The sequence below is a fragment of the Cohnella hashimotonis genome (genome assembly GCF_030014955.1).
Taxonomy (GTDB): Bacteria; Bacillota; Bacilli; order Paenibacillales; family Paenibacillaceae; genus Cohnella; species Cohnella hashimotonis.
Genome location: NZ_JAGRPV010000001.1, coordinates 8,329,382 through 8,347,271 on the forward strand (window position 1 = coordinate 8,329,382; position 17,890 = coordinate 8,347,271).

At 60.6% G+C, this 17,890-nt stretch carries 17 protein-coding genes and 1 riboswitch; of the genes, 13 read left to right on the forward strand and 4 right to left on the reverse strand.

The window, feature by feature from the left end; translation table 11 throughout:
• Positions 1–359: 359 nt before the first annotated feature.
• From KB449_RS33290 to lepB, 4 genes are all read left to right on the forward strand, one after another.
• Positions 360–842: a hypothetical protein gene (locus KB449_RS33290; protein ID WP_282912454.1), complete on the forward strand. Its 483-nt coding sequence runs from the start codon at positions 360–362 to the stop codon at positions 840–842.
• A gap of 50 nt (positions 843–892) precedes the next feature.
• Complete coding sequence (locus tag KB449_RS33295; RefSeq protein WP_282912455.1) at positions 893–1,660, forward strand: hypothetical protein; 768 nt, start codon at positions 893–895, stop codon at positions 1,658–1,660.
• Positions 1,661–1,751: 91 nt separating this feature from the next.
• On the forward strand, positions 1,752–2,342 hold the full coding sequence (locus tag KB449_RS33300; protein WP_282912456.1) for a hypothetical protein: 591 nt from the start codon (positions 1,752–1,754) through the stop codon (positions 2,340–2,342).
• A 24-nt stretch (positions 2,343–2,366) separates the two neighbouring features.
• Positions 2,367–2,939, forward strand: a complete 573-nt coding sequence (lepB, locus tag KB449_RS33305; protein WP_282912457.1) for a signal peptidase I — start codon at positions 2,367–2,369, stop codon at positions 2,937–2,939.
• A gap of 36 nt (positions 2,940–2,975) precedes the next feature.
• On the opposite strand, the gene KB449_RS33310 is transcribed toward lepB, so the two are convergent.
• Complete coding sequence (locus KB449_RS33310) at positions 2,976–3,623, reverse strand: response regulator (protein WP_282912458.1); 648 nt, start codon at positions 3,621–3,623, stop codon at positions 2,976–2,978.
• A gap of 145 nt (positions 3,624–3,768) precedes the next feature.
• On the opposite strand from KB449_RS33310, the gene KB449_RS33315 reads away from it, so the two are divergent.
• From KB449_RS33315 to KB449_RS36685, 3 genes are read left to right on the forward strand one after another with little or no spacing between them, the layout of a single operon-like run.
• On the forward strand, positions 3,769–5,331 hold the full coding sequence (locus KB449_RS33315) for a sensor histidine kinase (protein WP_282912459.1): 1,563 nt from the start codon (positions 3,769–3,771) through the stop codon (positions 5,329–5,331).
• Positions 5,324–5,752 carry a response regulator gene (locus KB449_RS33320; protein WP_282912460.1) on the forward strand — a complete coding sequence of 143 codons (429 nt, stop codon included), beginning with the start codon at positions 5,324–5,326 and terminating at the stop codon, positions 5,750–5,752. The genes KB449_RS33315 and KB449_RS33320 overlap by 8 nt, the downstream gene beginning before the upstream one ends.
• Positions 5,739–6,854: an HD-GYP domain-containing protein gene (locus KB449_RS36685; protein WP_282912461.1), complete on the forward strand. Its 1,116-nt coding sequence runs from the start codon at positions 5,739–5,741 to the stop codon at positions 6,852–6,854. Before KB449_RS33320 ends, KB449_RS36685 begins: the two co-directional genes overlap by 14 nt.
• Before the next feature lie 59 nt (positions 6,855–6,913).
• On the opposite strand, the gene KB449_RS33330 is transcribed toward KB449_RS36685, so the two are convergent.
• Positions 6,914–7,798, reverse strand: a complete 885-nt coding sequence (locus KB449_RS33330) for a LysR family transcriptional regulator (RefSeq protein ID WP_282912462.1) — start codon at positions 7,796–7,798, stop codon at positions 6,914–6,916.
• Positions 7,799–7,934: 136 nt separating this feature from the next.
• On the opposite strand from KB449_RS33330, the gene KB449_RS33335 reads away from it, so the two are divergent.
• A complete protein-coding gene (locus KB449_RS33335) occupies positions 7,935–9,167 on the forward strand; it encodes an MFS transporter (RefSeq protein ID WP_282912463.1) in 1,233 nt (410 codons plus the stop codon).
• 236 nt (positions 9,168–9,403) lie between these two features.
• Here KB449_RS33335 and KB449_RS33340 read toward each other — a convergent pair whose 3' ends face one another.
• Positions 9,404–10,105 carry a glycosyltransferase family 2 protein gene (locus KB449_RS33340; RefSeq protein WP_282912464.1) on the reverse strand — a complete coding sequence of 234 codons (702 nt, stop codon included), beginning with the start codon at positions 10,103–10,105 and terminating at the stop codon, positions 9,404–9,406.
• A 156-nt stretch (positions 10,106–10,261) separates the two neighbouring features.
• Positions 10,262–10,342, forward strand: a riboswitch (cyclic di-GMP riboswitch).
• A gap of 222 nt (positions 10,343–10,564) precedes the next feature.
• Between KB449_RS33340 and KB449_RS33345 the strand changes: the two genes are divergently transcribed.
• A complete protein-coding gene (locus KB449_RS33345; protein WP_282912465.1) occupies positions 10,565–12,742 on the forward strand; it encodes a putative bifunctional diguanylate cyclase/phosphodiesterase in 2,178 nt (725 codons plus the stop codon).
• A 126-nt stretch (positions 12,743–12,868) separates the two neighbouring features.
• On the opposite strand, the gene KB449_RS33350 is transcribed toward KB449_RS33345, so the two are convergent.
• Positions 12,869–13,474, reverse strand: a complete 606-nt coding sequence (locus KB449_RS33350) for a TetR/AcrR family transcriptional regulator (RefSeq protein ID WP_282912466.1) — start codon at positions 13,472–13,474, stop codon at positions 12,869–12,871.
• A 122-nt stretch (positions 13,475–13,596) separates the two neighbouring features.
• On the opposite strand from KB449_RS33350, the gene KB449_RS33355 reads away from it, so the two are divergent.
• The 4 genes from KB449_RS33355 (at position 13,597) to KB449_RS33370 (ending at position 17,889) form a co-directional block, all read left to right on the forward strand.
• On the forward strand, positions 13,597–14,166 hold the full coding sequence (locus KB449_RS33355) for a cysteine hydrolase family protein (protein WP_282912467.1): 570 nt from the start codon (positions 13,597–13,599) through the stop codon (positions 14,164–14,166).
• Between the two features lie 52 nt (positions 14,167–14,218).
• Positions 14,219–15,439, forward strand: a complete 1,221-nt coding sequence (locus tag KB449_RS33360) for a multidrug efflux MFS transporter (RefSeq protein ID WP_282912468.1) — start codon at positions 14,219–14,221, stop codon at positions 15,437–15,439.
• 144 nt (positions 15,440–15,583) lie between these two features.
• Positions 15,584–16,612, forward strand: coding sequence for an ROK family transcriptional regulator (locus KB449_RS33365; protein WP_282912469.1), 1,029 nt, complete (start codon positions 15,584–15,586; stop codon positions 16,610–16,612).
• Between the two features lie 74 nt (positions 16,613–16,686).
• On the forward strand, positions 16,687–17,889 hold the full coding sequence (locus tag KB449_RS33370; protein ID WP_282912470.1) for an MFS transporter: 1,203 nt from the start codon (positions 16,687–16,689) through the stop codon (positions 17,887–17,889).
• Position 17,890: the final 1 nt, after the last annotated feature.

Here is a 17,890-nt window from a genome sequence, read left to right on the forward strand (position 1 = left end):
CAAGCGAGCCGCCCGACCGATAGCCGTCCCGCAAGTCCGATTACGGACTGCGGGGCGGTTTTTGTTTGTGAGGCAGGCAGGATCGAGCGGAGGGAGGAGCGTTTGGGCGCCTTGCGCATGGAGGGGCTCGTCGTTCCTAAGTAGGAACAACTTCGGCCGGCCTTGCGCAATGAACGCCTTCATGCAGCCGATCCACACCGATACAAAACCACGTCACACGCGGTGTATGGTACGAAAGTCTACCTAACGATACCCTCCAACGATCACCAATTGATAACACTTACGAGTGAGGCGTTCGATTTCCAATCCCCTTACAATGAATTTAGCAAGACAGCGCCGCGCGCCGAGGAGGGCATCCCATGAAACGGAATCGGTGGAAATGGATCGTCGCTTCGGCGGGGATCTCCCTATCGCTGGCGGCGGGCAGCATCCACGCGCAATCCGACGAAGGACGGCCTGTACTGAAGTGGTATCAGGCGCTTACGCAGCAGACAAAAAAGGGGATCGCGGACGAAACCGAAGCGCAGACGGCGCAAGCGGCAGAACGCGCGGAGAATGCGGCGGAGCGATCGGCGGCGCAGGCGGAAGCGGCGCTCGGGCAAGCGGCGCGGGCCGGCGGCGAGAAGGCCGGGGCCGGGATACGGTCGGCTGGAGAAGCTTACGCGAGCGAACTGGACGCTGCAGCCGATTCGGCCAAAGCCGAGATGCACGACCGGCTCGCGTCTTACGTGGTGGACGAGACGGCCGAGAAGAGCGATCAGCTCGAGAAGCTTGCGGCGGACACGATCTCGGAGATGACGGGCGAGCTGGACGCCAAGGGCTATGCGGCAAGCGGGAATTAAGCAGGACTACCATAAATCGATAAAACCATAACAGAGGAGACGAATAAACAATGAAACGAATCAAGAGCAAAGTAGCGGTCGGCGCCATCGTAGTCGGAATGGTCGCATCCATGGGAACGGCATTCGCGGCAACGGACGCAGGCTCCCAGCTGCAAGGCTGGTACTCCACGGCTTCCACCGCGGTAAAGGCTGCCGTATCCGGCGACTTCGCCAACTACTACAGCACGCAGAAGACTGCGCATGCGGCTGCGGTCGAGAACACGAAGGGCCAGGCTCAACGCGATATCCGCGATGCGGGCAACGCAAAGACGACTTCCGTCCAACAGTCGATCAACAGCCAAGTCACGCAATATACGAACCAAATCAACTCTGCCCAAGGCGCGATCGCAAGCAGCATGCCGGGCGAGTACGACGCTTTCGTAGCTGCCACGAACGGCACCGCGAACGCGGCTGTCGACGCGATCGGCGCCGAAGACAAGAAGGCGCTGAACAACGCCATCAAGAACCACAAGAATACGTACCTGAACCGTCTTGACGAGAAAGTCGGGGTCACGAAGACGCAAGCGGTCAACGCGCTGAACGTCGAGATCGCGTCGACCAAGTCCGAGCTGCAAGCGCTCCTCGCCGGCGAGCAAACAACTGCGACGGCCGAAGTTAAAGCGAACCTCGACAGCAAGATTGCATCGCTCGAAGCCGAACTGAAGACGCTGACGGATGCAGGCGTGGCCGAAGCGAAGACCGCGATCGATGCGAAGGGCGACCAACTGCTGACCGACAGCCTGAACGATCTGGACGCGATCGTACAAGGCATTCAATAATATCGCGCTGCGCCGCGAAGACGAAGGAAGCCCCGGCGCGGGGCTTCCGGTTCTTTGCAGATCGATACCCGGGTACGAAAGGAGAAGCGCGATGAAAAGCAGAAAAGAAAAGGCCAAAGCCTCCGGGATTCGGAGGAAGGTCGCAGTTGTAATTGTTTCTTTAACGGTCGCCGTCGCAGCGACGACGGGCATGGCTTACGCGGACGCGGATATCGCGGGCACGCTCTCGTCCTGGTTCGGCAAGAAGACGGATATCGCCATGCAAAGCCTGGCGCAGTCCGTGTCGTCCGAGACCGACAAGCAAAAGGCCCGGTTAAAGGAAGAATTAAAGCTGCGACTCGAAGCTTCCTCGCAGGAGCTCGACGCCTATACCGACGAGCAGAAAAAGCTGTACGCGCAGGCGATCGAGCAATATGCGGACGCGCTGATCGCGGGCATGAGCATCGACAATACGCAGGACCGCGAGCAGATTCGGCGCAAGCTGCTGACGATCGCGGACAGCGCCAAGGCGGCGATGAGCGCGCTGGCCGAATCCTACGCGCCGCCGGCTGAATCCTATGTGCCGCCGGCCGACCGGCCTGCAGGGGAAGCGCCGGCCGAAGCGAGGGACGGGCCGGGAGCCCCGCAAACGCCGCAGACGCAAGGTTCCCCGTCCGTCGCGGACGCGGTTTACGATTCTTAATTTTCAAGGCGGTGCCTTCCGGATATGACAGAAGAAGCGGCAATCCTGAAGCCCCGGGCGTCACGGGCTTCGGCAGCCAAAAAGAAGAACGGCGTATGGGGATGGGTCAGATTTGTGCTGCTGCTCGCCGTCGCGATGCTCATCCTCCATAATCTTATCGGGCTGACGCGCGTTTCCGGCCATTCGATGGATCCGACGCTGCAGAACGGGAGTGTGCTCCTGGTGGACAAGCTGTCGTTGTTCCTCGGCGCGCCCGAATACGGAGACGTCGTCACCGTCAAGGACGATCGTCTCGGCTATACCATCGTGAAGCGGGTCATTGCGGTCGGCGGGGATCGCGTCGCGATCAGGGAAGGCGTCACTTATGTCAACGAGGTGCCGCTCGTGGAGCTGTATACGTACGGGACTTCGGAAGATATGGCGGAGCAGACCGTCGGGAAGGACGATCTATTCGTCGCGGGGGACAACCGTACTCCGGGAGCCAGCCTCGACAGCCGGGACCCCAAGCTGGGCACGGTGCATATCAGCGATATCAAAGGCTATGCGCTGATGTCGCTGGTTCCGTTCCATAAGATCAGCAAGCCGCTGAAGCTGTAATGTATTCGAGGGTGCGCAGCATGCTTGCAGCATTCGCTACACGGAAGCCAGTTCGAACCGGACAAGCCCTTTGGTCAGCGCGTACAGCGCGGCCTGTGTGCGGTCTGCGAGATTCAGCTTGCACAGAATCTGGCTGACGTGTTTTTTTACCGTGAACTCCGTAATGTATAGCGCTCTGGCGATGTCCTTGTTCGAGCAACCGCGTCCGAGCGCGACCAGCACCTCGAGCTCCTTGGGCGTCAATTCGGCGAAGGCACGCTCTTCGGCCGTGGGTCCGCTGTCCATCAGACTGTCCATGAACAGGGGGTCGTAGTACTTGCGGCCGCGCGCGACGACGTCGACCGCGTACAGCAAATCTTCCGGAAGCGCTTCCTTAAGACAGATGCCGTCGACGCCAAGTGTCTGCGCCGTCTGCAGCTCGGCGCGTGTAGCGGAGGAGGTCAGGATGAGATATTTGCACGAATATCCCAGCTCGCCTGCCTGCCGGATGAATTCCAGTCCGCTGACGCCCCCGAGATTCAGATCGACGATCGCCAGATCGGGCAGCATCCGCTCCATGACGGAGAGCGCTTCCTGCACGGTCGATGCCTCGCCGACGACGTCGGCCTTGCCGTCCACCGATACGATTCCCCGGATGCCCTGGCGAACGAGCGGATGATCGTCCAGGATCATCAATTTGAGCATTTCTGAATTCCCCCATCGAACGAATTCGAATCCATGTGCTATAATCAAATCTAGTCATTTAAGCCTATTTATACGTTTGTTACCATTGTAGCTGAGCAGAGACTATTTTACTATAAACATTCGGAATTTTCTGGGAGAAAATTTAATGATGTCGGTTTATGGGAAATTTGGCCTCTACCTCGCGCTTGGCATCAGGTGGATGCTGTTTGCAATCGGCCTGATTCTATACGCCGGCCAGACCGAACCCGGCAGCGCGAGCGTGATCGGCGCAGCTGCGCTTCTTCAGGCCGTCTGCGCCTGCCTGTGGCTGAGCAAGCTCAAGAGCCGCGCTTCTGCCGCGGTCGTATGTGCCGACCTCCTTTTTCAACCGATATTGTTATATGCCGCGGGAGGCTTGACCGGGCCGTTCGTTTTTTATAGCCTGTCAGGCCTCGCTCTGTTGAAGCCCTTTATGCGATGGACTGCATTTTACGCGGCGACGCTGCTCTATCTGATCGCGCTTCCCGTGCCGCTCGCACTGCTTGGCGGGACGGCAGCCAACGAATACGCGTCGGCTCGGCAGGTTTATTTCACCTATCTCCTCCTCTTCTACGCGACGGCGATTATCGTTCATGCCATGCGCAAGGGCTGGACCGCCCACCTGCGAAAATTGACCGCGATCTATGCCTCCCCCCGGCTGGCCGTCGCGGACGCGGGGCCATGGACGGCGGCCCGTCACGCCGAAGACCTGCTCAAGCGGCTGCTCGGCAGGCAGGGCGTCTGGCTCTGCGTCGGCGCATCCGTCGGCAGCGATCCGAACCCGAGCTGGATCCATGCGTATTACGCGAATACGATCGCCCGGAACCCGCCGGCCGCCGACAAGACATACGCGAAGATCGTCACGCCGCTCGGAGAGACGGCCTCGCTGTATGTCCGCACGCTTCGCGACCGGCGCGGCGACGCCTACGGATGGCTCCTGATCGAGGCGGAGCAGGAAGGGCTCTCTGTCATTCAAAAGGTGTATCTCCGATTGGTCATGATGAAGTTCGAAGCCGACTATGACCTGAACCGGGGGCTCGGGACGATGCGCGACCGCGCGATCGCCGCGGAGCGGAGCGCCGTCGCTCAGAAGATTCACGACGGCATCGCGCAGGAGCTGTTTTTCTGCTCGGTACAGCTGTACCAGTTGAGGAGCGCGCTTCAAAAGGACGACTCCGGCCAAGCGATTCGTTTGGTGACGCAGATCGAGAAGAAGGTCAAGGACAGCCACCGCGACGTCCGCGGACTGATCGAAGAGCTGAAGGGCGAGAAGCGGCGGTTCAACCTGCTGGATGCGATCGAAAAAATGCTGCGGCGAATCACGGACCGGACGGGCGTGACGCTCGTCTTTGAGAACGCCGGCAGGGCGCCCCAGGAGCGGATCGAGCTCGAAGAGGCGATCTACCACTTTATCGAGGAAGCCGCGAACAACGTCATCAAGCATGCCGAAGCCGGCAGGCTCCGGGTCCGCTTGGAAGTGACGAGCGTCCAGTGGACGATCCTCGTCGAGGACGACGGCAAGGGAATCCGGCAGGACGCCGAATCGGCGGCTGCAGGCAAGCATGGCCTGCGGGGTATGGCGAGCCGCATTCAGGGATTGAACGGGACGTTCTCGATCGCGGCCGGCAATCCGGCGGGGACGACGATTATGGCCGCGATTCCGCGGGAGAGGAGCATGGCGCATGCATAGCGTCGTGATCGCGGACGACCGCGATAGTGCGCGGACAGGCCTGTACTTGCTGCTGGCGGGCAGCGGCGCTTATCGCGTGCTCGGACAGGCATCCGACGGGGATGAAGCGCTCGCGCTTGCCGGGACGCTGCGTCCGCAGCTCTTGGTCACCGATCTGAAAATGCCGGGGCTGCCCGTCATCGAGGTCGCGCGTCGGCTGAAGGAGGGCGACCCGTCCATCAAGATCGTCATTCTGACGGCTTACGACGACTGCGAGGATATTTACCTGGCCGCCGGGGCGGGCGTGGACGGCTATCTGATGAAGGATACGGATCCGGAAGAAATCCTGGCGGCCATCGGACAAGTCATGGAGGGGCGCGTCTTTTTCCAAGCGCGGGAGAATGCGTCGGGCGTCGGGAGGGAAATGCGTGAGACTCCATAAGCTGGTCACGCTGCCGGTTCACCGCATGATCCTGGCATTAGCCGGATGCATGCAATCCTTGGCGGCTCTGGCGGGGTTCGCGGACGCTGCCGTCCGTAGGGATGGCGAATCCCTGACTTACGCGGTCGTATCGGCTTGCCTTGCCGTCTTGGCCTGGAGCGCGTATTATGGCTTGGGCCTCGGCGGGCGGGACGGCAGGACTGTCCGGCTCGTCGCGCTGCTGCTCGTTACGCTGCTGGCTGTCGCCTCCGCCGCGTATGTCCCGCCGTGGCCCTGGCCGTCCTGGGTGCCGCTCGTCTTCCTGCCCGTTGCGGCTAGTCTGTTGACGAACGCGAAGGCATACGCCGTTTACGTGCTCTTTTTCTTGCCATCGTTCGCTGCCGCTGCATGCATGGGGTGGCCTGCCGCCGCGATCGAGACCGGCGATTCCGTCCTGACCGCGGTCTCGCGCATCTCGCTTGTCGCGGGAAGCACGGTCCTCGGCGCGATCGTCCTGGCGGCGCACGGTCAGCGCGAACGGCATGCGGAGGCGCGCGCGCTGCGGCAGCAGCGGCAGCAGCTGGTCAATATGCTGCAGTGCTTCATCCCCGTCGGAGAGCGCAAGACGCAGACCTCGCGCGCGGAGATCGAGCGGATGAGCGCGCTCATGAAGGCGCTGTATGCGGAATGCGGCGGCGCGGGCAGGCAGGATTGGGAGATCGAGCTGCTGTCGCTGATGCACTTCGTCAGCCGGGTGAAGCTGCCGGATTATATGTTCGAAAAGGAAGGCAAGCTGACCGGGTTCGAGCTGGAGGTCGTCAAGGAGCATTGCTTCATGGCCAAGGAGCTGTGCGAAGGCGTGCCGGGGTTCGCCGAGATTCAGAACGCCTTCCTGTACCATCATGAGCGGGTGGACGGTACTGGCTACCCTTACCGCCTGAAGGCGGACCGAATCCCGATGCTCTCCCAGATGCTTGGCCTGGCGGAGGTATACCTGGCGATGACGACGGAACGTTCCTATAGAAGGGCTATGTCCCGCACGGAGGCTTACGAGGAGATACGCAAGCTCTCCGGCACCGCCTTCAGGCCGGATCTGGTGGAGGCGCTGGGGCGGACTTTATAGTTGCTCGGATGGCGCATGAACGACTCTCCCTCGCGGGAGCAGTCGTTTATTTGCGTTCGCTACAGCTTTCCGAAAAACTGGATCGCGAACTGCCGGAAGTGCACGGCGGCTTCGGAGAGGTAATGCTTCTTGTTCCAGGCGATGCCGAACGTCCGCCGGCAGACCGGCTCCGCGATTTTCACCTGGACGGTGTCCGGGCTCGAAGCCCGGTTGCCGAGCGAGAGCGGCAGGGTGAAGGTGATGCCCAGCCCCATCTCGACGAGCGTCTGGATCGCGCTCACCTCTTCGAGCTCGAAGGCGACATGCGGCTCGAAACCCGCCTGACGGCAGAAGCTGTCCGTAATTTCCCTGAAGTTGGACCTCGGCGACAGCGCGATGAAGGGCTCGTCGGCCGCTTCGGCAAGCGCGATGCGCTCTCGCCCAGCGAACCGGTGCCGCCTGGGCACGGTCAGGCATAGTTCCTCTTCCGCCAGGGTCAGCCACTCGATATCGGGGCCCGAGATCGGCGTCGAAGAGACGCAGAAGTCGATGTCGGCATTTGCCAGCTTCATCTTCATCTCAAGTACGGAGCCGAGCTGATGCTGGATGATCCGGACATGCGGATGCGCGGTCAGAAAGTCCTTGAGCAGCGTCGGCAGCACATAGGGGAGCGTCACCGAGATCGAGACGATGCCATGATCGGGTCCCGCCATGTCCGCCAGCTCGCGCTCGCCCTCCTCCAGCTCGAGAAACGCCTGCTCGACGCGTCTCAGATACGTTTTGCCGAACGCATTGAGCTTGACCTGCCGGCCCTGGCGCACGAACAGCGGCACGCCGAGCCGCTTTTCGAGCCGCCCGATCGCATTGCTCAGCGAGGGCTGGGACACGTTAAGCTCCTTGGCGGCCTTCGTAATATGCTCGAGCCTCGCTACGGCTTGAAAATATTTGAGCTGCAAAAACTCCACCGCTTGATCGCGCTCCTTATATAACGTTGATGTGATCAATTTATCATAAAATTAGTATTATACATGATGAATTGACGAGGCTTATAATGTTTGCACACTAGAGAAGCTTTATGAGGAGATTGGAGAGCCTACCGCTGTGATCAAGGAGAAAATATGGACGAGGGACTTTGTCGTCGTTTGTTTGAGCAGCTTTTTTATGTTTTTGACGTTTTATATATTGGCCACGGCCTTTCCGCTTTACGTGAAGGACAGCATGCATGGCAGTCAGCAGCAGATGGGCCTCGCGATCACGATCTACGTCGTCGGAGGCGTGCTCGGCAGGCCGCTGTCCGGCATGTGGGCGGACCGGTTCGGCAAAAAAAGGATGACGGTAATCGGCTTGGCCGTCTTCCTGGCGGCTTGCATCGCTTATTTCGGCGCAAAAGGGATGCTGCTGTTCCTCGCGGTGCGCCTTGTGCACGGAGTCAGCTATGCCGTGGCGTCGACCGCTTCGAGCGCGGCCGCCACTTCGCTCGTTCCCCGCACGCGTCAGGGGGAAGGCGTCGGGTACTACAGCATGTTCATGAGCATCGCGATGGCGATCGGGCCGGCGCTCGGCCTGTGGCTGTGGAAGGACAAAAACGTGGACGTGCTGCTGCTTGCGGTATGCGTCATCGCGGCGTTGTCGCTCGCGTTTGCGATTGGCATGCGGGTGACCGGGACTAGGCCGGAGCCGGAGCGGCCCGCCGCGCCTGTGGCGGCAAATACCGGGGCGAAGAAGGGCCGCCTGCATTGGAGCGACGTGATCGAGCCGAAGGCGCTGCCGATCTCGATCGTCGGCTTCGTCGTATCGTTCGCCTACAGCTCGCTGTCCGGCTTTTTCGCGGCCTTTACCGAGGAGATTCATCAGACGCATGTCACGGCGCTGTTTTTTGTCGTGTTCGCGGTGATGATCGTCGCCTCCCGTCCCGTCATCGGGCGGGTGTTCGACCGGTACAAGGAGCATTACCTGTATTACCCCGGCATCGCGCTGTTCGCGATCGGCATGATCGTGCTCGGCCAGGCGCACTCCGCGGTCGCCGTGCTGCTGACCGGCGCCGCGATGGGTATCGGGTACGGGGCGCTGCTGCCCTGCTTCCAGACGCTGGCGATCAAGCTGGCGCCCGAGCACCGGAGAGGCAGCGCGACCGGCACGTTTTTTCTGATGTTCGACCTGGGCTACGGCGTCGGCTCATACGTTATGGGCGTGATCGCCTCCGTCTCGGATTATCGCATGATGTACGCCGGCGCGGGCTCGATCGCGTTGTTGTCGGTGCTGTTCTACGTCATGCTGCACCACCGCCGGCGCGCGGCGCTTCCCGCGCCGGAAGCGCGGGCAAAGACGGCATAATTATCATGCTTCAGGCTGACGGCAATGAATCAGGCCATCCCGCAGGGGATGGCCTGATTTGCTGAAAATGACTGTCGCGCTTCCGCGTATGTCCGGTCAAATAAGAATGCCGCACATCGTTATTCTCCCGCAGTGGGGCCTTTCGGATCAAATAAGAATGCGCCGCATCGCTATACCCACACGCAGCCTCGAACTCAGTACCCCGCTTCAGCGAAGCGCGCTGGTCCCGACAACGCTCAAGCCTTTCGAATCGCGTACGCACGATAACGATCCGTCACCGCGACGGGGGTGCTTCCCTTCAGATAGTAACGGTCCTCCACCCGCCACGTATGCGTCCTTTTGTCCTTGCGGCGGACATAGACGTAGTTGTAAGGCGAGGTCGCGTACACCCGATGCCCATTTCTCCGACAGCTTCGGAGGAACCGCACGTCCTCGCCCAAGGAGATGTCGGCGAACCGTGCGTCCTTCAGCACTTTTTTGCGGAACAGGATCGTGCCTCCCTGCACGAAATTCATGAAGCGCTGCCGCTCGCCGGGCGAACGGACGATCAGCCGGCGGCTCGCGGCAAGGTAGACAAGGCAGGCATGCTTGCCGACGACGGAGCTGCCGGTTCGCAGAAGCGCCCGGACCTGTTCGTTCAGGTAATACGGCGAATAGTAGTCATCGTGATCGAACTTCGCGATGAGCGGGTACTTGGCCCTGGAAATGCCGCAGTTGAGGCATTGGCCGAGGGAGATTCTCTCGGGCACCCGGTAGACGGTGACGCCCGGGCAGCGGGCTGCCTGCCGGCGCAGGGCTTTCAGATCGATGCCGTCTTTGTTAACGATAACGATCATTTGCTTGGGCGCATAACGCTGCCGCATGTAATTATCCAGCACGTTGGCGAAAAATTCGGGACGGTTCGTGCAAGCTACAATGGATACTCCGGGTTTGCTCAAGGACGCTCCCCTCCGTTCGTATCCCATTATATGAATAAAAGCCGCCTCCGCGTATCGCCATCCGCCTATTGAAATGGTAGCGAAATCTTTTCTTTTATAGGAAAATAGTTCTATGTATTTGGTATGAAAAATGATAGTATATAACCAATTGAAGAGTCTTGTGAAAGGCAAACTCGCCGAAAGGCGAGGACGCAAAGCTACGGGCCTAAGGGAAACTACGGTCGCCGGGCCGCCAAGGAATATCTGTAGAAGACAGGTTATTTCCGTGGGGAATAGCCTTTTCATTTATTCGCAATAAACGCGGTTTCACCATGTATTTCCTCGATTGCATCGCTGCACATTCTCTAGTCATCGTGAGGGATTACTATGTTACGTTCTGGACGCTTGCCTTTATTTTTGTTAGCCGGATTCACTGCAGCCATCGGAAGCTGGTATCTGATTTATTGGGATGATACTTGGATGCGCGTCTTAGGCTCGAATATGCTGCAGATCGCGGCAGGCGCAATCGGCGCTTATTGGACCTTGAGGACCGGCCTGAGACTGACCGGCAACCCCAGCAGATTTTGGCTGCTGCTCGGCATCGGCTTAATCTTCAACACATTTTCGAATTTTCAGCTGCTCTACAAGCAGCTTGCATCGATGGCGACCGAGTATTCCGCCTTCTCATACATTTTCTGGCTAATCGCATATTGTTTTTATCTCGCAGCGCTGTTCTGCAAATACAGGCAAATTCACGGCCGCTCGGGCCGGGCCGGATACGTATTCAATATCATCGTTTTTACGGTTACGGCCACCAGCGCCAGCGTCCACTTCGTGATTAATCCGATCATCTCCATCGCCGACGAATCGCCGTTCGTCACGCTGCTCTCCGTCGTCTACCCCCTGGCGTCGCTGAGCATCTTCCTGATTACCCTTATCCTTTACTATTCCTTGCTGCAGCAGGGCGCGCTGACCAGCTCGATGCTGTTCGTAGTCTGGGGCATGCTGTCACAGGTAGCGGGCGACATCGGTTACGCCTACCTCGCGGAGCAACAAGAGCAGTACTCGGGCCAGTTCGTAGACGTGCTTTGGGTGCTTGCCTTACTGCTGATCGGACTGGGCGGCCGCTATGCGGGAGAGGGACAGACGGATCCGATGCAGGAGCGCGAGCCGGACGCGCAGATTAAAGAATCTTTTTTCACGTACGCCAGCATCGCCGTCCTGGTCATCCTTTTCGTGCTTAGCAGTCATTGGGACTTCAATGCGCTCAGCTTGGGTCTGCTGCTGCTATTCCTGCTGGTCATGGGGCGCCAGCTCCGCATGATGCGCGTCCTGAACAAGCTGATGGGCGAGTACCGCTACCTGGCTTATCACGATCCGCTCACGGGCCTGAAGAACCGAATCAGCTTCCAGCAGGATCTGGAACGAATCATCGGCAAAGCGGGCGTGCGGGCCGGACTGCTGCTGATCGACCTCGACCGCTTCAAGGTGATCAACGATACGCTGGGGCATCATGCCGGGGACCTCATCCTGGTTCAGACCGCCGAACGCTTGAGGCGCTGCGTGGGTGCCCGTTCGCCTCTTTACAGGCTGGGCGGCGACGAATTCGTCGTCATTCTGACCGACGCCGAGAACTCCTGGTGCGCGGCCGCGGCAGACCGGATTTTGGGGCAATTCCGGGAGCCGTTCCGTTGGGAGGAGATCGAGATCATCGTGACGCCGAGCATCGGCATCAGCATCTACCCGGATAACGGATGTACGAGCAACGACCTGTTGAAATACGCGGATGCGGCGATGTACCTGGCGAAGGAGAGCGGCAAAAACAGCTTCCGGTTCTACAACACGGAGCTGCACGCGATCATGGCTCGCAAAATGAAGCTGGAGCACGAGCTCAGGCGGGCGATCGAGCGCAACCAGTTCAAGCTCCACTATCAACCGAAGGTCGAGCTGCGGACGAAGCGGATCATCGGCATGGAGGCGCTGCTTCGCTGGGAGCATCCGGAGCTCGGGGTCGTCTCCCCTGCGGAGTTCATTCCCGTCGCCGAGGAATCGGGCCAGATCGTCGCGATCGGGGATTGGGTACTCGAGCGGGCCTGCGAGCAGAACAAGTCTTGGCAGGACAAGGGCTTTCCGCCGCTGTGCGTATCGGTCAACGTATCGGTCCGCCAGTTCCAGCACCGAGAGTTCCTCATGTCGGTCCGCAGCGTCCTTCAGCGCACGGGCTTGCCTGCCGCCTACCTGGAGCTCGAGATCACGGAGAGCATCATGCAAAACGTGAAGGAGAGCACGGACGTGCTGCGCGCGCTCAGAAGGATGGGCATCAGCATCTCGATCGACGACTTCGGGACGGGTTACTCGTCGCTGTTCATCATCCCGAAGCTGCCGGTCGATACGATCAAGATCGACAAATCCTTCATCGACGATATCGACGACCGCGTCCAGCTGTCCATGCTGAAGACGATCATCGACTTGGGGCTAGGCCTCAACCTGGGCGTCGTCGCGGAAGGGATCGAGTCCGAGCATCAACGGCAGGTGCTCGTCGCGCACGGCTGCCCGGTGGGGCAGGGGTATCTCTATTCGAGGCCGGTGAGCCCGGAAGCGTTCGAGGAGATGCTGTCGGCCGCGGGGGAGTCGGGGGCGGAGATGTTGTTGGGATAGACGCATGCGGCGTTCATAGCGCCGGATGGGAAACTAGAAAGACTCTACAGGCCCTTATAGCGCCATAAGGCAGAGCGCTCTCCGATTGTCCGGGGAGCGCTTATTTTGTCGGCGCGGGCGCGTCAGTCAGTTCCGTTCCGGGAAAAAGGTCAGTTCGAGCTGCGCGACGATTTCCTCCGGCGACAGCCCGCGAACGTCCCGCTGCGCGGCGTAGGACTCGCTGCTGAGCGCCACGAGCAGCATGTCCGCTCTGAATACGGCGTTCGCCTGCGCGGATCCGCGCATCTCCTCGAACTGCGCGACCAGGATCTCGTGCAGCTGCCCGTACAGCGGACTGAGCGCTCTCGGCCTGGTGCGGTTGGCCGGCGGGGACTCCTCGACGCCCGCCAGCAGCTGGTTCTTTTTCTCGCGGAAACCGACGAACAGGCTCACGATGCCCCGCAGCCGCAGGCTCGGCGAGCCGTCGCGATGGGTCTCGAGATAAGCTTCGATATCGTCGAAAAGAAGGACGATGTTGTCCTTCATCAGATCGAGGCACAGCTCGCTTTTGTTGCGGTATCTGCGATAGAGCGTGCCCGGGCCGATCTGCGCCTCGGTCGCGATCTGGTTCATGCTGACCTGGCCGGCGCCGTGCCTGTTGAACAGCCGAAGCGCAGCGTCCAGTATGCGCTGGCGGTTCTCGGCGGCATCGCGCCGCTCCGGGCGCAGGGCTGCTTCTTCTTTATCGTCCATGCTGGCTTCCCCTTTCAGTCGGCTTGCGAATAGGCATGCGCTTGACAGCGGAGAGGTCTCCGCTTAATATCAAGTGGAGAGTTCTCCGGTTAATATTATCATGGTGCAGGGGAGTGTTCAACATGGAACGACAATCCGGCAAGACGGCGCTGCTCGTCATGGATATGCAGCAGTCGATCGTCGCGAGATACGCGATGGACGAGGCGCGTTGGCGGCCATTCCAGACGGCCGTTCGCGCGGCGCGAGCGCACGGCGTTCAGGTCATTTATGTCCGGCTCGCCTTCCGCGAAGGGTATCCCGAGGTTCATCCGGGCAATAAAATGTTCGCCGGACTGGCCCAATACGGCGGCGCGACGGTCGAGGACGCGGGCACGCAGATTCTCGACGAGGTGCGGCCCGAGCCGGGCGAGCCTGTGGTCACCAAGGTTCGGGTCAGCGCGTTCGCGGGCAGCGGGCTCGACGTCCTTCTCCGAGCGCGCGGGATCGAATCGCTCGTCCTCTGCGGCGTCTCCACGAGCGGCGTCGTGCTGTCGACGCTGCGGGAAGCGGCGGACCGGGACTTCGCTCTGACGGTGCTTTCTGACGCCTGCCTCGATGCCGACCCCGAAGTGCACCGCGTGCTCACCGAGAAAGTTTTCCCGCGCCAGGCGGACGTGCTGACCGCGGGCGAATGGGCGGACGGCTTGAACTAACGAATCGCGGGACCGGCTGCCGTTCCCGCGGCTGAAAGAAGGCTTGTCGGCTATGCCGATATGGAAAAGAAATCTGATCGTATGCTGGTTCGGGATGTTCGTCACGGGCATAGGCATGAGCCAGCTCGCCCCGGTGCTGCCGCTGTTTATCCAGCATCTGGGCATTGAAGATAAGGCGTACGTCTCCCAGCTGTCCGGTCTCGCGTTCGGCATTACGTTTATCGTGTCGGCGATCTTCTCGCCGATCTGGGGGCACGCGGCCGACCGGTTCGGACGCAAGCCGATGCTGCTGCGCGCGAGCCTCGGCATGGCGATCGTCATCGGCTGCATGGGCTTCGCGCATAACGTGTACGTGCTGATCGGGCTCCGGCTGCTGCAAGGCGTCATCACGGGCTACGGGACGGCCTGCACGACCATGATCGCCACGCAGACGGATAAAGAGCATGCGGGCTACGCGCTCGCTACCCTCTCTACGGCGAGCATCGCCGGATCGCTGCTCGGTCCGACGGTCGGCGGCTTCATCGGCGAGAACCTCGGGATGCGCGACGTGTTTTTTTTCACGGGCGCGCTGCTGTTCGTCGCTTTTGTCGCGACCGCGCTGTTCGTGCGGGAATCGTTCGAGCGCGAGGACAAACGGGTGCTTCGGTTCAAGGAAATCTGGGGCCTCGTTCCCGAGAAAAGTCTCACGCTCGTCCTGTTCGCCACCTTTTTCGTGCTTACGATCGCCCTGTACTCGGTCGAGCCGATCCTCACCGTATATATCAAGCATCTATCCGGCGGTGCCGGACATGTCGCGCTGATCGCGGGCATTACGTTCTCGGCGTCGGGCCTCGCCAACATCTTCGCAGCCCCGCGGCTAGGCAAGCTGTCCGACCGGATCGGCGCGCACAAGGTCATGCTTGCATCGATCGCCGTGGCGGGCTTGCTGTTCATTCCCCAAGCGTTCGTCACCGCTCCGTGGCAGCTCATGATTCTGCGCTTCCTGCTGGGGCTGACGTCCGCCGGACTCACGCCGGCGGTCAATATCCTGCTCAAAAAGATCACGCCGCAGCAGATCACGGGCAGGGTGTTCGGATTTTCCATGTCCGCGGGATATCTCGGCGTGTTCGCCGGCTCCGTGCTGGGCGGCCAGGTCGCGGCGTGGTTCGGCCTTCGGTACGTGTTCGGCTTGACCGGCGCGCTGCTGCTGATCAACGCCGTATGGGTGTACGCGAAGGTGTACCGCAAGCTGGCGACACAGCAAGCCGATGCTACGGTCGGTGCGGTGAAATAAGAATGAGGGATATCGCTATCCAGAGAGAGAGGGGGCTCGCCCCCTCCTTTTTGTGCTGTTCAAAACGCGCCGCATCTGCTAAACTTGCGACAACTACTTATTAAAATGTTTTAATAAGTCGGCGCAGCGAAAGGCGGTAACCCCGTGAAGGAACGAATCGCGACACCCAAAGACCGCAGCCGACTGATCTACAGCGGCATACGCGCCGCGCTGCTCACGCATGGCAGCATGACCAAGGTCGAGCTCAGCGCCATGCTGGGCATCAGCTTCCCGACGATCAGCAAGTTTCTGTCCGACATGGAGAGCGAAGGGGAGCTGGTTGCGGCGGGACTCGACGAGTCGAGCGGCGGACGGCGGGCGCAGCGGTATGCGTACAATCCCGAGCATATGCTGGGTCTTGCCCTGTTTCTGGAAAAGAACGAGACCCATTACGCGGTCTTCAATTGCCTGGGCGAAGCCAAGGAACGGGGATCGACTACGAGCCTGCTCGAAGGGAACGCGGAGACGCTATCGGCGTATATCGCGCAGATTCTCGAACGGCACCCCAGGATTCGCGCGATAGCGGTCGGCGTCCCCGGGGCGGTAAACAACGGAAAAATCATTTTTATTCCTTGCTACGAGGCTTTCCACGACTTCGATCTGAAAGGATATCTGGAGGAGCGGTTCCGGATCCCGGTCGTCGTTGAGAACGACATGAATGCCGCCGTCCTGGGCTTCAACGAAAAGAAAAGCGAGCACGTCAATCCGTCGATCGTCTACCTGTACTTCGGTCAGAACGGTCCGGGCGCCGGCATCCTCGTGAACGGGGACATCGTGCGCGGGAGCACCTTTTTCGCCGGAGAGGTGTCCTTCCTGCCTCAGTATGAGGACCGGAACTTTACGCAGGCGCTGGATCGCGCTCATGCATCGCCGCCGGGCCGGATGAACGAAAGGGAGCTGGATGCCGTCAGCCGGATGGTCGCCTCCTGCACGGCGATTCTGAACCCGCATACGATCGTATTTTGCCGGGACGAGGTAAGCGAGACGCTGCTGGACCGGATCGCGGAGCGAAGTGCCGCCTACGTGCCGCCGGCGCATCTGCCTGACCTGACCGCGAGCGACTGGCGGCAGGATTATCTGGACGGGCTGCGGAGTCTCGGGCTTCATCGGATGATCTCCGGCGCGAGCGTATGATTGCGGCTTAAGATCTTCCAGCATACTCACTTCCAGTTGCAGATTTCTGCATGCGGATTTAAAGGAGCAAGCGAATGGCAACCTTCTTTTTATTGATTATTTATCTCGCATTTATCAGCCTGGGCTTGCCGGATTCGCTGCTGGGCGCGTCGTGGCCCGTCATGCATGCAGACATAAACGCGCCGCTCGGGACCGCGGGCGTTCTTTATATGATCGTCGCCGCGGGCACCATCGTGTCCAGCCTGGCGAGCGGAGCCGTCTTGAAGCGGTTCGGCACGGGAAAAGTCGCGGCGATCAGCTGCGTCATGACCGCGGGGGCCCTGCTCGGCTTTTCCCAGTCTCCCTCGCTGATCTGGCTCATCCTCTTCGCCATCCCGCTCGGACTCGGCGGCGGCTCCGTCGATGCCGGGCTCAACAACTATGTGGCCGAGCATTACGAAGCCCGGCATATGAGCTGGCTGCACTGCTTCTGGGGCGTCGGCGCTACGCTGGGGCCGATGATCATGGCACGCTATATCGCGGGAACGGGCTCGGGTTCCTGGAGAGACGGGTACCTCGCCGTGGCGGGGATTCAATTCGTCCTCGTCGTCATTTTGTTCGCCACGCTGCCCTTGTGGGACCGCGTGGCGCGGAGCCGCCGGAGCGCTTCCGCGCATCGGGAAGGGGAGGACGCCGCCCTGCCGGAAGGCGACGCCGATACAAGGCCGGTCAAGCCCCTGCAGGTCAAGGGCGTCAAGCTGGCGCTCGTTTCCTTTTTGTTCTATTGCGGCGTCGAATCGACCGTCGGTCTGTGGGGCAGCAGCTATCTCGTTGGCGTCAAAGGCCTGTCAGCTTCGACCGCCGCGCAATGGGTGTCTATGTACTATATGGGCATCACGATCGGCCGGCTGATTACGGGCTTCGTCACCTTCAAGGTCGGCAATCGCGCGCTCATCCGCTGCGGGCAGGCGACGGCGCTCGCGGGCGCCGCGCTGCTCGTCCTCCCGCTGCCGGCGGGCTTCTCCTTCGCGGGCTTGATGATCATAGGCTTAGGCCTCGCGCCGATCTATCCGTGCATGCTGCACGAGACGCCGATCCGGTTCGGCAAGCGGCATGCGCCGTCCATCATGGGCTACCAGATGGCCGTCGCTTATACGGGCAGCACGCTGATGCCGCCGCTGCTCGGCTTTCTCGCCTCGCATTCGACCATCGGCGTATTCCCGTCTTACCTCGCACTCTCGGCGGCTGCGATGTTTTTATTTTCGGAACGGTTGAACGTTTACCTGAGAAAGGCTTAGC